This is a genomic window from Pseudocitrobacter sp. RIT415 (assembly GCF_003057695.2).
GTDB classification, from domain to species: domain Bacteria; phylum Pseudomonadota; class Gammaproteobacteria; order Enterobacterales; family Enterobacteriaceae; genus Pseudocitrobacter; species Pseudocitrobacter faecalis.
In genome coordinates, this window is record NZ_QBJC02000005.1 from 213,121 (window position 1) to 226,402 (window position 13,282).

14 protein-coding genes are annotated in these 13,282 nt (G+C 54.4%); 2 read left to right on the forward strand and 12 right to left on the reverse strand.

Features of this window, described 5'->3' with window-relative positions; translation table 11 throughout:
* Window positions 1-152: 152 nt before the first annotated feature.
* Window positions 153-1,217, forward strand: a complete 1,065-nt coding sequence (gene phoE / locus DBY68_RS07750) for a phosphoporin PhoE (RefSeq protein ID WP_108474711.1) — start codon at window positions 153-155, stop codon at window positions 1,215-1,217.
* A 137-nt stretch (window positions 1,218-1,354) separates the two neighbouring features.
* Here the strand turns inward: phoE and crl are convergent, their stop codons facing one another.
* The 3 genes from crl to gpt all read right to left on the reverse strand — a co-directional run bounded on the left by crl (window position 1,355) and on the right by gpt (window position 3,623).
* Window positions 1,355-1,756, reverse strand: a complete 402-nt coding sequence (gene crl / locus DBY68_RS07755) for a sigma factor-binding protein Crl (RefSeq protein WP_108474710.1) — start codon at window positions 1,754-1,756, stop codon at window positions 1,355-1,357.
* Between the two features lie 57 nt (window positions 1,757-1,813).
* A complete protein-coding gene (gene frsA, locus DBY68_RS07760) occupies window positions 1,814-3,058 on the reverse strand; it encodes an esterase FrsA (protein WP_108474709.1) in 1,245 nt (414 codons plus the stop codon).
* Window positions 3,059-3,164: 106 nt separating this feature from the next.
* Window positions 3,165-3,623, reverse strand: coding sequence for a xanthine phosphoribosyltransferase (gpt, locus tag DBY68_RS07765; RefSeq protein WP_015965764.1), 459 nt, complete (start codon window positions 3,621-3,623; stop codon window positions 3,165-3,167).
* A 253-nt stretch (window positions 3,624-3,876) separates the two neighbouring features.
* Here gpt and pepD point away from each other — a divergent pair, with 253 nt between their 5' ends.
* The gene (gene pepD, locus DBY68_RS07770) at window positions 3,877-5,334 is read left to right on the forward strand and encodes a cytosol nonspecific dipeptidase (protein WP_108474708.1); all 1,458 of its coding nucleotides are present in this window, start codon (window positions 3,877-3,879) and stop codon (window positions 5,332-5,334) included.
* Window positions 5,335-5,372: 38 nt separating this feature from the next.
* Here pepD and DBY68_RS07775 read toward each other — a convergent pair whose 3' ends face one another.
* The 9 genes from DBY68_RS07775 to DBY68_RS07815 form a co-directional block, all read right to left on the reverse strand.
* On the reverse strand, window positions 5,373-5,816 hold the full coding sequence (locus DBY68_RS07775) for a GNAT family N-acetyltransferase (protein WP_108474707.1): 444 nt from the start codon (window positions 5,814-5,816) through the stop codon (window positions 5,373-5,375).
* A gap of 2 nt (window positions 5,817-5,818) precedes the next feature.
* Window positions 5,819-6,874 carry a DNA polymerase IV gene (gene dinB, locus DBY68_RS07780; protein ID WP_108474706.1) on the reverse strand — a complete coding sequence of 352 codons (1,056 nt, stop codon included), beginning with the start codon at window positions 6,872-6,874 and terminating at the stop codon, window positions 5,819-5,821.
* Between the two features lie 154 nt (window positions 6,875-7,028).
* Complete coding sequence (gene nqrM, locus DBY68_RS07785) at window positions 7,029-7,244, reverse strand: (Na+)-NQR maturation NqrM (RefSeq protein WP_167405928.1); 216 nt, start codon at window positions 7,242-7,244, stop codon at window positions 7,029-7,031.
* 2 nt (window positions 7,245-7,246) lie between these two features.
* On the reverse strand, window positions 7,247-8,470 hold the full coding sequence (gene nqrF / locus DBY68_RS07790; protein WP_108474704.1) for an NADH:ubiquinone reductase (Na(+)-transporting) subunit F: 1,224 nt from the start codon (window positions 8,468-8,470) through the stop codon (window positions 7,247-7,249).
* 12 nt (window positions 8,471-8,482) lie between these two features.
* A complete protein-coding gene (gene nqrE / locus DBY68_RS07795; protein WP_015965771.1) occupies window positions 8,483-9,079 on the reverse strand; it encodes an NADH:ubiquinone reductase (Na(+)-transporting) subunit E in 597 nt (198 codons plus the stop codon).
* 3 nt (window positions 9,080-9,082) lie between these two features.
* Window positions 9,083-9,721: an NADH:ubiquinone reductase (Na(+)-transporting) subunit D gene (locus DBY68_RS07800; protein ID WP_108474703.1), complete on the reverse strand. Its 639-nt coding sequence runs from the start codon at window positions 9,719-9,721 to the stop codon at window positions 9,083-9,085.
* Window positions 9,714-10,508, reverse strand: coding sequence for a Na(+)-translocating NADH-quinone reductase subunit C (locus DBY68_RS07805; RefSeq protein WP_108474702.1), 795 nt, complete (start codon window positions 10,506-10,508; stop codon window positions 9,714-9,716). Before DBY68_RS07805 ends, DBY68_RS07800 begins: the two co-directional genes overlap by 8 nt.
* Entirely contained in the window at window positions 10,501-11,739 is a 1,239-nt protein-coding gene (locus DBY68_RS07810) for an NADH:ubiquinone reductase (Na(+)-transporting) subunit B (protein WP_108474897.1), read from the reverse strand. The genes DBY68_RS07805 and DBY68_RS07810 overlap by 8 nt, the downstream gene beginning before the upstream one ends.
* Window positions 11,740-11,742: 3 nt before the next feature.
* On the reverse strand, window positions 11,743-13,083 hold the full coding sequence (locus tag DBY68_RS07815; protein WP_108474701.1) for a Na(+)-translocating NADH-quinone reductase subunit A: 1,341 nt from the start codon (window positions 13,081-13,083) through the stop codon (window positions 11,743-11,745).
* Window positions 13,084-13,282: the final 199 nt, after the last annotated feature.

Genomic DNA, 13,282 nt, shown 5'->3' on the forward strand with positions numbered 1-13,282 from the left:
CAAATCTAATTAACGGCACTTTTTTAATATAATTCTGACATTCAACGCATCTTGTCATAAATCTTTCATTGAGAAACGTTACAACCCTTCCTGTTTTTTCATCTGCATCCATTTTTATAAATGTTGTCTTATTAAAAACTCAGGAAAGGAAAATGAAAAAAAGCACTCTGGCATTAATGATGATTAGCGCATTGACCACCGCTTCGGCAGTACAGGCGGCAGAAGTATATAACAAGAATGGTAATAAACTGGATGTGTATGGCAAAGTCAAAGCCATGCATTATATCAGTGATTATGATAGCAAAGATGGTGACCAGACTTATGTCCGTTTTGGTATTAAAGGCGAAACGCAGATCAATGAAGATTTAACCGGATACGGCCGCTGGGAGTCTGAATTCTCCGGTAATAAAACGGAAAGCGATTCTACACAAAAAACGCGTCTGGCGTTTGCCGGTTTGAAACTGAAGAATTTCGGTTCTTTCGATTATGGTCGTAATCTGGGCGCGCTGTATGACGTTGAAGCCTGGACTGATATGTTCCCGGAGTTCGGCGGTGATTCCTCCGCGCAAACCGATAACTTTATGACCAAACGCGCCAGCGGCCTGGCGACATATCGCAATACCGATTTCTTCGGCGTGGTGGATGGCCTTGATTTAACCCTGCAATATCAGGGGAAAAACGAAAACCGCGACGTGAAAAAACAAAACGGCGACGGTTTTGGTACCTCACTGGCTTATGATTTTGGCGGCAGCGATTTCGCCATCAGCGGCGCGTACACGTCTTCTGACCGTACGGCGGATCAGCAAAATGCGGCCCTTGCCCCGCGTGGTCAGGGTAAAAAAGCCGAAGCCTGGGCTACGGGCCTGAAATATGATGCCAATAATATCTATCTGGCGACGTTCTATTCTGAAACCCGTAACATGACGCCAATTTCCGGTGGTTTTGCTAATAAAACGCAAAACGTGGAAGTGGTGGCGCAGTATCAGTTCGATAACGGTTTCCGCCCTTCACTGGGTTACGTTTTGTCTAAAGGCAAGGATATTGAGAACGTCGGTAGCGAAGACCTGGTAAACTATATTGATGTGGGCGCGACCTATTACTTCAACAAGAACATGTCCGCGTTTGTTGATTACCGCATCAATCAGCTGAAAAGCGATAATAAACTCGGTATCAATGACGATGATATTGTCGCGCTGGGGATGACTTACCAGTTCTGATAAAAAAGCCCACCTAATCAGGTGGGCTCATATTGCTGACAACGTGTGCTTTATACTTGCCGGATGCGCTACGCTTATCAGGCATACGGGAAAGGTAGGCCGGATAAGCGTAGCGCATCAGGCATTATCTCATCGCGTTAAGCAGATAAACGCATCGGCTGGTCGTCAAAACCGTCTGCCGGTTCCAGTTTCAAGTCTAATGTTGCCAGTAATTCGCGTGCTCTCTCGTGAAACCCACGCAACGTTTGCTCCACGCGTTCATTAATTTCAGGATCCTTAATCGCGGTTGCCTGCCATTTGCCGTCTTTGTTAAACAGACCAAACTGGTAGCTGTAAGTGAAACGGTCTTCTTCCGCTTCCATTTCCATCCACCATCCCCAGAATTCACGGCTTTCAGGCGCTGGCTTAACGTTCACGCATACAGCAAGGCAATCGAAAAAGAAGCGGTTCTCTTCACACTGCTCCTCACGGATGTAAGGGCCTAGCGCAGTGAGTTTTTTAATCAGTCTACTCTTCGGGTGTCCACTTGGTAACGTCATTGCGATCTCCTTTGGTGATGCAACTGTTTTACCAAATCAATAAAATTTAGCAATCTATTAACTAAATCTATTATTGATCCACCCTGCAATTTCTTTCAGCGCTTTGTCGAAATTACGGTACACCGGGTTGAATGGCACATTCAGAAGTTTACCCTCTGATGAGGAGGAAACGATAAGTCGCGACTCCTCTTCCGGGCTGAACGGATCGTTGTTCCAGTAGCCTGACAGCATCGGTGTCGGGCAACGGCGGCCCAGCAAGCCCTGCGTTTTCAGCGAGTAACGGTTGAGCTCAATGCGTAGCGCTTCATCAGAGGCGTCATGCATACCGAGGCGCGAGGCCAGCACATCAAGATACATCTCTGGCACCCGGCCCTGACGCAGTGGGTCATTCAACAGGCAGTGAACGATGGGGCCAAGGCAGGCCACGCCGCGCAGGCGCTGGGATTCGAGATACGCCAGGCGCACCGCCACGTTCGCGCCAAAGCGGAAGCCAAACGCCGCAACGCGCGTGTGGTCAACCCACGGAATATTGGGCAGTTCGCGTAGCACATGCTGATGCAGATAGCTGGAATCCTGGGTCAGTTTCCACTTCGATGAACCACCAATCGACGGCATATCCAGCGTGAGCATAGCAATGCCCAGCGGCGCGAAGTAGTGTTCATATAAGCTGTAGTAATCAATTTGCAGGCCATCGAGCCCACCGCACATCAGCACCGTCGGGAACGGGCCGTCGCCTTTTGGCATGTGCAGGAACGCGCTGACCGGCGAGCCGCCTGGAATAGGGATGTCCAGCTCGCGCATTTCGCCCGGCAGACGCTTAGCCGCTTCGGCATAAGCGCGATTGGCCAGCACCTGGGCCTGTTCAGCGAGATCGTCGCCTTTCAGGTGTGGATAGGCCGCAATGCTGTAGAGATTCGACGCATGCAGCCAGTGACGGCCACTGAGCAGCGGGTCATCTTCCTGCGTCGCTTTTTGTTGCCACTGCATCGCCTGGGTTGACCATTCGTAGATCCAGTTGCCACCGCGATAGCCGACCACCGTGTCGAGCATGCCTTCGTCGGTGCGTTCGGCCTGGCTCATCACGATGCGCGCCTGCACATCAAGTATTTCCTGCGGCGAGATGCCGCGCCAGATCCACATCAGGCGGTTAATCATGCGATACCAGTGCGGGACGGTTTTACCGTCAAGCGCAGATTGCACCGCAGGATCGCTTCCCGGGTTAAATCGACGCACCAGCGTGGAGGTTTCAGGGTGTTTGAAACGCGGTTTGAACAGGGTTTCGCTAAGATTCGCCTCTGACATCGCATGATCTCCATGAATACGAGCTTTAGACTATTGTAACGCGCCAGGCAGTAAAAAAAACAACGCCCGGCATGGCCGGGCGCTGGAATCGCATTTATTGCGGGAATTAACGGCCAGCGATAGGCGGTACGAAGACCACGCCCATATCCCACGGCTGTTCAATCCAGGTATCCTGCGGAATATCAATTACATAATCGTCAACCAGCGGGCGACCTGCCGGTTTAGCGAAGATGGTAACGAAGTGTGCTTTAGGATACATTTCGCGGATAGCCACTGCGGTACCGCCGGTATCAACCAGGTCGTCGATCACGATAAAGCCTTCACCATCGCCTTCGGCGCGTTTCAGAACGGTCAGCTCGCGCTGGTTGTCGTGGTCGTAGCTGGAGATGCAAACGGTATCAACATGACGAATGCCCAGTTCACGTGCCAGCAGAGCGCCCGGTACCAGACCCCCACGGCTAACGGCAATAATGCCTTTCCACTGTTCAACAGGTAACAGACGGCTTGCCAGTTTGCGGGCGTGAATCTGCAACATGTCCCAGGTGACGACGTATTTTTCGCTCATGTGAAAATATCCCAGCCTGTGTTATACGGCTTAAAAAGTGTTCAAGGGGGAAATAGGTTGCGCGAGATTATAGAGATCTGACGCACTAAAAACCAGCCTTAAGGGCACTCTGCCCCTCTTTTTCCGTGGTTTGTTCTACCAGAGAAGACAGAAAGTGGTATTCTCGACCTCATCTCGCAAGCGCAGCTTGTGGTGTCTGTTTCGCTATTTATTACACTTATTCCAGATGCATAACGCCGTAAGGAGACTCATCGTGTCGGAACTGTCTCAACTCTCCCCGCAACCGTTGTGGGATATTTTTGCCAAAATTTGTTCTATTCCTCACCCGTCTTATCACGAAGAGCAACTGGCTGAACACATCATCGGCTGGGCGAAAGAAAAAGGTTTTCATACGGAACGCGACGAAGTCGGTAACATTCTGATTCGTAAAGGCGCAACCGCTGGAATGGAAAACCGCAAACCGGTCGTTCTGCAGGCGCACCTCGATATGGTGCCGCAGAAAAACAACGATACCGTTCATGACTTCACTAAAGATCCAATCCAGCCGTATATCGATGGCGAGTGGGTAAAAGCCCGCGGCACTACGCTGGGTGCCGACAACGGTATCGGGATGGCGTCCGCCCTGGCGGTACTGGCTGACGATAAGGTTGAGCACGGCCCGCTGGAAGTGCTGCTGACCATGACCGAAGAAGCAGGTATGGACGGCGCGTTCGGCCTGAAAGCCAATTGGTTACAGGCGGATATCCTGATTAACACCGACTCTGAAGAAGAGGGTGAAATCTACATGGGTTGCGCGGGCGGTATCGATTTTACCTCCAACCTGCATCTCGATCGCGAAGCCATTCCGGCAGGTTTCCAGAGCTTTAAGCTGACGCTGAAAGGCCTGAAAGGCGGCCACTCCGGCGGCGAAATTCACGTCGGTCTGGGTAACGCCAACAAACTGCTGGTGCGTTTCCTGGCGGGACACGCGGCAGAACTGGATCTGCGTCTGGTCGATTTCAACGGCGGTACGCTGCGTAACGCCATTCCACGTGAAGCGTTCTCTACCATTGCCGTGGCGGCGGATAAAGTTGAATCGCTGAAAGCGCTGGTGAGCCAGTATCAGGATATCCTGAAAAACGAACTGGCTGAGAAAGAGAAGAACCTGACCGTACTGCTGGAGTCCGTCAGCAACGATAAAGCCGCGCTGACCGCACAGTCTCGCGATGCTTTCGTTCGCCTGCTGAACGCCACGCCGAACGGTGTTATCCGCAACTCTGATGTGGCAAAAGGCGTGGTTGAAACCTCCCTGAACGTCGGCGTCGTGACCATGACTGACGACAACGTGGAAATCCACTGCCTGATTCGTTCGCTTATCGACACCGGTAAAGAATATGTGGTCAGCATGCTGGATTCACTGGGTAAACTGGCTGGCGCGAAAACCGAAGCCAAAGGCAGCTACCCAGGCTGGCAGCCGGACGCAAACTCTCCGGTGATGCATCTGGTGCGTGAAACCTATCAGCGTCTGTTCAACAAGACGCCGAACATTCAGGTTATCCACGCAGGTCTGGAGTGCGGTCTGTTCAAAAAACCGTATCCGGAAATGGACATGGTCTCCATCGGGCCAACCATTACGGGCCCGCACTCCCCGGATGAGCAGGTTCATATCGAAAGCGTGGGCCACTACTGGACGCTTCTGACTGAACTGCTGAAAGCGATTCCGACGAAGTAATATCCGTTAAGCCGGGCGGCCATCACTACCCGGCTTTTTTATACCTCTCGCACCATCAGATAATTAATAAACCGCTCTCCCCTCGCCTCCACATTCTGCTCACGCACCAGCACAAACCCCTGACGTTCAAAAAACGGTTTTGCGGTAATGCTCGCCGCGACGGTCACTTTTCCCGGCAACATTTTTGCCAGCAATGCTCGTAACAGCGCCCCGGCAATCCCCTGCCGCGCGTAATCTGGCGAGACAAAAAGCAGGTCGATGTAATGCCCAACGGCGGTGATAAAACCGATAATCATGCCGTCAACTTCCGCCACCAGCACCACGGAAGAGGCTAATTTTTGCCGCCAATGCGCCTCATCCACCTGACCCCAGGCGGCGATTTGCGCGGGCGAATAGTGCTGACTGGCGGTTTCGTGGACCGCACGCAGGAAAATCTGGCTCAGTTGCGGCAGTTCATGCGGCTGCCACGCGCGAATGTTCATAATTAGAGTCCTAACACCAGTTGTCTTTCAAGTTGTGGATCAAGCAGCGTAACGTGCAGCCCCACCAGCCGGACGCCACGCCCGGCGCGACGTTCGTGCCAGGTTTTGTAGGCCGTGGCGATCAAATCGTCTTTATTCAGCCGCGGCCAGACGTGTTCCTGAGTCGTGAGCTGGAAGTCATTAAATTTGAGTTTCACGCCCTGACGGGCAATCAGCAGGTCGGGTTTGACCTTCGCCAGCCTTCGCTCCAGCTCCGGGTAGAGACGTTCGATAATCGCTTCACACGCTGACCAATCATGGATATCTTCCGCCAGCGTGCGCTCTACACCGATCGATTTTCGCAGCCGTTCGTTATTGATGGCGCGCTCATCAATCCCCTGACTGCGCTCCCACAATACGCGGCCAAATTTTCCAAAGCGTTTCAGGAGCATAGCGAGATCGCTTTTCTGCACGTCTTCGCAGGTTTTCAGCCCCATACTTTCGAGCTTCGCGGCAGAAACTTTCCCAACACCGGGAATTTTTTCCAGCGGCAGCGTTTTCAAAAACGCGGGAACGTCGGCGGGCGTGAGCACAAACTGGCCGTTGGGTTTGTTGAGATCGGAGGCGATTTTGGCGAGAAACTTCACCGGGGCAACGCCTGCGGAAGCCGTGAGCTGTAATTCGTTGAAGATAGTCTGACGAATTTCCTGTGCAATCAGCGTGGCAGAGCCGTGGCAATGCACACTGTCGCTGACGTCGAGATAAGCTTCATCCAGCGACAAGGGCTCAATTAGCGAGGTGTAGCGAGAGAAGATTTCGCGGATGTGCTCAGAGGCTTCTTTGTAGGCGTCAAAACGCCCGGGTAAAAGGGTGAGATGCGGGCAAAGCTTCAGCGCCATGCCGGTGGGCATTGCGCTACGTACACCGAATTTACGCGCCGGGTAGTTGGCGGTACTGATGACGCCCCGTCGTTCACGGCTGCCGCCGATAGCGATAGGGATGTCGCGCAGCGCAGGGTTATCACGCATCTCTACCGCTGCGAAGAAGCAGTCCATATCGACGTGGATAATTTTGCGCATACATAGCCCCTACGGATGTTACTGGACAAGTATACAGTATAAATAGAGTGGGTGAGAAGAGAGATTGTGCCGGGTTTTCACACCCCCCCTCTCCCACTGGGAGAGGGAACCGTATGTGTACGGTGTTAATGCGTTTTCGCCCCCTCCCCCGGCACTACAATATCCGCCTCTCTTTCTGCAACGCTTCGCGCGCCATACGCTTTTTGCGTGCGTCACAGGGCTCCGGGCAGTCGCAGACTTTCTCCAGCCCCAGCGAGGTAATCCCGCCGCAGCTACCCTGGATGCTTTTACGCTTAATGATGTACCCCAGCGACATCCCGAGGATCACCAGCGCAAAAATCGCAAACGTCGCCAGAAATACCGTGAGCATCATCAGCCTCCAAAATCATCGAGCATGATGTTTTCATCTTCCACGCCCAGGTCTTTGAGCATTTTGATGACAGCCGCGTTCATCATCGGCGGCCCACACATATAGAACTCACAATCTTCCGGGGCAGGATGGTCGCGCAGGTAGTTTTCATACAGAACATTATGGATAAAGCCCGTGTAACCCGTCCAGTTATCCTCCGGCAGCGCGTCCGAAAGCGCGATGTGGAAAGTGAAGTTAGGATTGTCACGCGCCAGCTGTTCGAATTCGTCCTGATAGAACATTTCACGCAGGGAACGCGCGCCGTACCAGAAGCTAATTTTCCGCTTGCTGTGCAGGCGTTTAAGCTGGTCGAAAATGTGCGAACGCATCGGCGCCATCCCGGCCCCCCCGCCGATAAACACCATTTCCGCGTCGGTATCTTTTGCAAAAAACTCGCCAAACGGGCCGGAAATCGTCACTTTATCGCCCGGTTTCAGCGACCAGATATAAGAGGACATGATCCCCGGCGGCGCATCCGGCACGCTCGGCGGTGGCGTGGCAATACGCACGTTGAGCATGATGATGCCCTTCTCTTCCGGATAGTTCGCCATTGAGTAGGCGCGCACCGTTGGTTCTTTAACCTCGGAAACGTAGCGGAAAAGATTGAATTTATCCCAGTCGGAACGGTACTCATCAGGCACGTCAAAATCGGCGTACGCAACCTTATGCGATGGACATTCAATCTGAATATAGCCACCCGCGCGGAACGGTACGACCTCGCCTTCCGGAATAGCCAGCTTCAGCTCTTTAATGAACGTCGCTTTGTTATCGTTAGAGATAACCTCGCATTCCCATTTTTTGACACCAAAAATTTCATCCGGCAGTTCAATTTTCATGTCCTGCTTCACCGCGACCTGGCACGCCAGACGGCAGCCCTCTTTGGCTTCGCGTTTGGTGATGTGTGCCAGCTCGGTCGGCAGAATGTCACCGCCACCTTCTTTAATTTTCACGCGGCACTGGCCGCAGGAGCCTCCGCCACCGCATGCGGACGAGACGAAAATCCCGTTGCTGGAGAGCGTATTCAGCAGCTTGTCACCTGCTGGCGTGCGGATCTGTCGGTCGGCTTCGTTGTTGATTTCAATCACCACATCGCCCGAGTTCACCAGCTTCGATTTGGCAAACAGAATCAGCACCGACAGCGCCAGTACGATGAGGGTGAACATGGCCACGCCAAGTATAATTTCCATTTTCTTCGCCCCTTATAGCTGCACGCCGGAGAACGACATAAAGCCAAGCGCCATCAAACCGGTGGTGATAAAGGTGATCCCTAAGCCCTGCAAACCCGCAGGGACGTTTGAGTATTTCATTTTTTCGCGTAGCCCGGCCATGGCGACAATCGCCAGCATCCAGCCGATGCCGGAGCCGAAACCGTAGACGATAGATTCGCCAAAGTTATAGTCGCGCTGAACCATAAACGACACGCCGCCAAAGATGGCGCAGTTCACGGTGATTAGCGGCAGGAAAATCCCTAACGCGGTATAGAGCGCCGGGAAATACTTATCGAGGATCATCTCCAGAATTTGCACCAGCGCCGCTATCACGCCGATAAAGGTGATAAAACTCAGGAAGCTAAGATCCACACCGTCCATCAACGCGCCGTCGCGCAGCACCAGATTGTAGACGAGATTGTTCGCCGGAACGGAAATCCCCAGTACCAGTGTCACCGCCACGCCCAGACCAAACGCCGTCGAGACTTTTTTAGATACCGCGAGGAACGTACACATCCCCAGGAAGAACGCCAGCGCCATATTTTCAATAAAAACGGCGCGGACAAAGAGGCTGATATAGTGAGCCATCGGTTACTCCTTCTCCTGCTGTTCTGGCTTGCAGGTGCGAAGCGCCCAGATCAACAGGCCGATGATGAAAAAGGCGCTCGGTGCTAACAGGAACAGGCCATTTGGCTGGTACCAGCCGCCGTTTTGCACCGTTTGCAGAATCGTAATGCCAAACAGTTTGCCGCTGCCGATAAGCTCACGCAGGAAACCGACAATCATCAGAATCGCGCCGTAGCCCAGGCCGTTACCGATACCGTCCATAAAGCTCGCGAGCGGCGGCGCTTTCATGGCGTACGCTTCCGCGCGCCCCATCACGATGCAGTTGGTGATGATCAGGCCGACGAAGACCGAGAGCTGCTTTGAGATCTCATAAGCGAAGGCGCGCAGCAGTTGATCGACGACGATCACCAGCGAGGCGATGATCGCCATCTGCACGATGATGCGCACGCTGTTCGGAATATGGTGGCGGATCATCGAGATAAACATGCTCGAAAACGCCGTGACCAGCGTTACCGCGATAGTCATCACGAATGCGGTTTCCAGTTTAGTGGTCACTGCCAGCGCCGAGCAGACGCCGAGGACCTGAAGCGCAATCGGGTTGTTGGCAATCAACGGCCCCACCAGCACGCGCTTCACTTCTTTCATATCGCCCTGTTCAGCCATTATTCAGCACTCCTTCACGAACCTGTTTCAGGAACGGGCCAAAACCGAGGTCGCCCATCCAGAAATCAAAACTATGCTGTACGCCATTGGCGGTTAACGTGGCCCCGGAAAGGCCATCCACCGCGTATTCATCACCCTGACGGGCCCCGCCTTTCACCACTTTCAGCGCCGGTCGGCCATTGTCATCGAGCACTTTTTTACCGATAAACTGCGCGCGCCAGTTCGGGTTTTCGATTTCACCGCCCAGACCCGGAGTTTCGCCCTGATCGTAATAGGTGATGCCTTTCACCGTGCGACCATCCGTATCCAGCGCCACAAAGGCGTACATCATCGACCACAGGCCGTTGCCGTAAACCGGCAGCACGATTTCCTGTACCTTTTGCTGGGCGTCTTTGACCAGATAGATTTCTACCACATTGCTGCGGCGTTTAATGCCCGCCGGGTCGTCGTGAGCGTCGAGCTGGACGCTTTGCTCCGGGTCTTTCAGCGCCAGCGCCTGGTTGAAGGACGTCGGGTCGCTGTCGAGCAGATTGCCGGTTTTCAAATCCAGCAGGCGCGGGGTGATACGTTCACTAAAGATATCGGCCACATCATCGGTGGACATTCCCTGCTGCATCAACCCGGCGACGGCGAGAATATTGCGCTGTTTATCGAGTGCGCGCTGTTCCTGCTGGCGGGATTTCAACCCTACCGCAGAGCCTGCCACCACGATGGAGCACACCAGGCAGAGCACCAGCACCACCAGCAGCGTTTTGCCGATGCTATCGTTACTTTTAACTTCAGCCACGCGACTTCCTCCGCTTAATGTTGGCCTGCACCACCAGGTAGTCAAACAGCGGCGCAAAGAGGTTGGCGAACAGAATCGCCAGCATCATCCCTTCCGGATAGGCCGGGTTTACCACGCGAATAAGCACGCACATCACGCCAATCAACGCGCCGTAGCACCACTTCCCTTTATCGGTAAACGACGCCGAGACGGGGTCGGTCGCCATGAACATCATGCCGAATGCGAAACCGCCGAGCACCAGATGCCAGTACCACGGCATGGCGAACATCGGGTTAGTGTCGGAACCCACAAAATTGAACAGCGTGGCGCTGGCAATCATGCCGAGCATCACCCCGGCGACAATGCGCCAGGAGGCGACGCGTCCGTAAATGATGATGGCGCCGCCGAGCAAAATCATCAGCGTCGAGACTTCACCAATCGAACCGGGAATGTTGCCAAGGAAGGCGTCCATCCACGTGACCGGCTGCCCGGTCGCGACGTTGACCAGCGTTTCACCGCCGTGGCTTGCCCACTGGGAAAGCGGCGTCGCACCGGAGAAGCCGTCCGCCGCCGTCCACACCAGGTCGCCGGAGATTTGCGCCGGATAAGCAAAGAACAGGAACGCACGTCCGGCCAGCGCCGGGTTGAGGAAGTTGCGCCCGGTGCCGCCGAAGATCTCTTTGCCGATCACCACACCGAAGGAGATCCCCAGCGCGGCCTGCCAGAGTGGCAGGGTGGGTGGAACAATCAACGCAAACAGAATCGACGTGACAAAGAAGCCTTCGTTGACTTCATGCTTGCGAATTATCGCGAACAGCACTTCCCAGAAGCCGCCGACCAGGAAAACGGTGGCGTAAATCGGCACAAAGAAGACCGCGCCCAGCGTCATCATGCTGAGCCAGCCTGCGTCTGGCGCGAAGCTAACGCCCAACGCCTGCGCCAGGCTGTAGTGCCAGTTTGCGGCAATCACCTGCTGAAGCTGTTCCGCGCCGTACAGTTTATGCAGCGCCGGGATGGTTTGCAGACCGACGCTGTACATCCCCCAGAACATTGCCGGGAAGACCGCAAACCAGACCAGTATCATCATGCGTTTGAGATCGATGGCGTCGCGTACATGCGCCGCACCTTTGGTGACCTGCCCCGGCGTATACAGCAGCGTCGCTGCCGCCTCATACAGGGGATAATATTTTTCCAGCTTGCCGCCGTGGGTAAAGTGCGGCTCAAGTTTTTCGACCAGATGCTTTAAGCCCATCACTTATCCTTCCTGCTCAATTTGGGTTAACACGCTGCGCAGCACCGGGCCATATTCATATTTTCCCGGGCAAACGTAGGTACAGAGCGCCAGGTCTTCTTCGTCAAGCTCGAGGCACCCCAGCGCCTGAGCGCTGTCGGAATCGCCCGCCAGCAAGTCGCGCAGCAGCATCGTCGGCAAAATATCCAGCGGCATGACGCGCTCATAGCTGCCAATCGGCACCATCGCGCGTGCGCCGCCATGGGTATCGGTGGAGAGGTTAAAGAGCTTGCGCTTCAGAAAGTGACCAAGGGTGGTGCGAGTGATAGAGAATTTGTCGCGGCCCGGCGCAACCCAGCCGAGCAGCTCTTTTTCGCGTCCTTCTTTCAGCACGCTCACCTGCAAATGGAAACGCCCCAGGTACGCCTGTGGGCCAACGGCCTGGCTGCCGTTGAGTACAGAACCGGACAACACGCGGTTCTCGCCTTCCAGCAATTCGCCCTGCGTGAGCTCCTCCAGCGAGGCGCCCAGACGCGTGCGCAACAGGCGCGGCTGTTTCACCTGTGGCCCGCCAAGTGCAATCACGCGCTCCACCCACAACTCACCGTCGAGGAAGAGTTTGCCGATAGCGATCACGTCCTGATAGTTCAGGTGCCAAACCTGTTTTTCGAGGCTAACAGGCTCAAGAAAATGAATGTGCGTACCCACTAACCCCGCCGGATGCGGCCCGGTGAACTGATTAAACGTTACCTGCCCGCACGGATGGCCACCGAGCTTGCCGCCGCTCGCCTGGCAAACGTGCACTTTTCCATCGGTGAGGCGCGTGAGCAGCGTCAGACCCGCGTCAAACGCTTCGCGCTGGGCAAGAATTATCGGCTGCGGATCGGCGGCCAGCGGATTGGTGTCCATCGCGGTGACAAAAATCGCCGCTGGCTCCGTGCCCGGCGCTGGCGATTTACTGAAAGGACGGGTACGCATTGCAGTCCACAAACCGGACTCAATCAGTTGTGCTTCAACGGTTTCACGTGACAATGTTGCCAGCTCATCGGCGGCAAAATGGGGAAATTCAACCGCATCATCGCCCTCAATATCAATGACGACGGACTGAAGTACACGGCGCTCACCGCGATGAATGGCGCTGACGATGCCGCTGGCTGGCGCAGTGAAGCGCACGCCCGGGATTTTTTTATCGTCGAAAAGCAGTTGCCCTTTCAGTACGCGATCGCCTTCCTGCACGGCCATTGAGGGGCGCAGGCCGACATAATCGTCACCTTTTACGGCGACGCGCGTTACCGCAACTTCATCAATGTGTTGTTTGGGCACGCCCGCAATGGGGATATCAAGACCCTTTGTTATTTTAATCATACTGTTAGCAGGTATCCGTTAAGGCCAGCGTTGTGATTAACGAAACAAAAGAAAGGAGTAGCGGTATTCACCCCGAATCATTCCATGATGGGCGATGAGGAGAGAAACGCATCCTTTCTTACACTTCCACCACCTGAAGGTGTCTGTCAGACGTTGAGGTACGAATCAGACAGGATAGCCATATAGAAAAGGCATATTT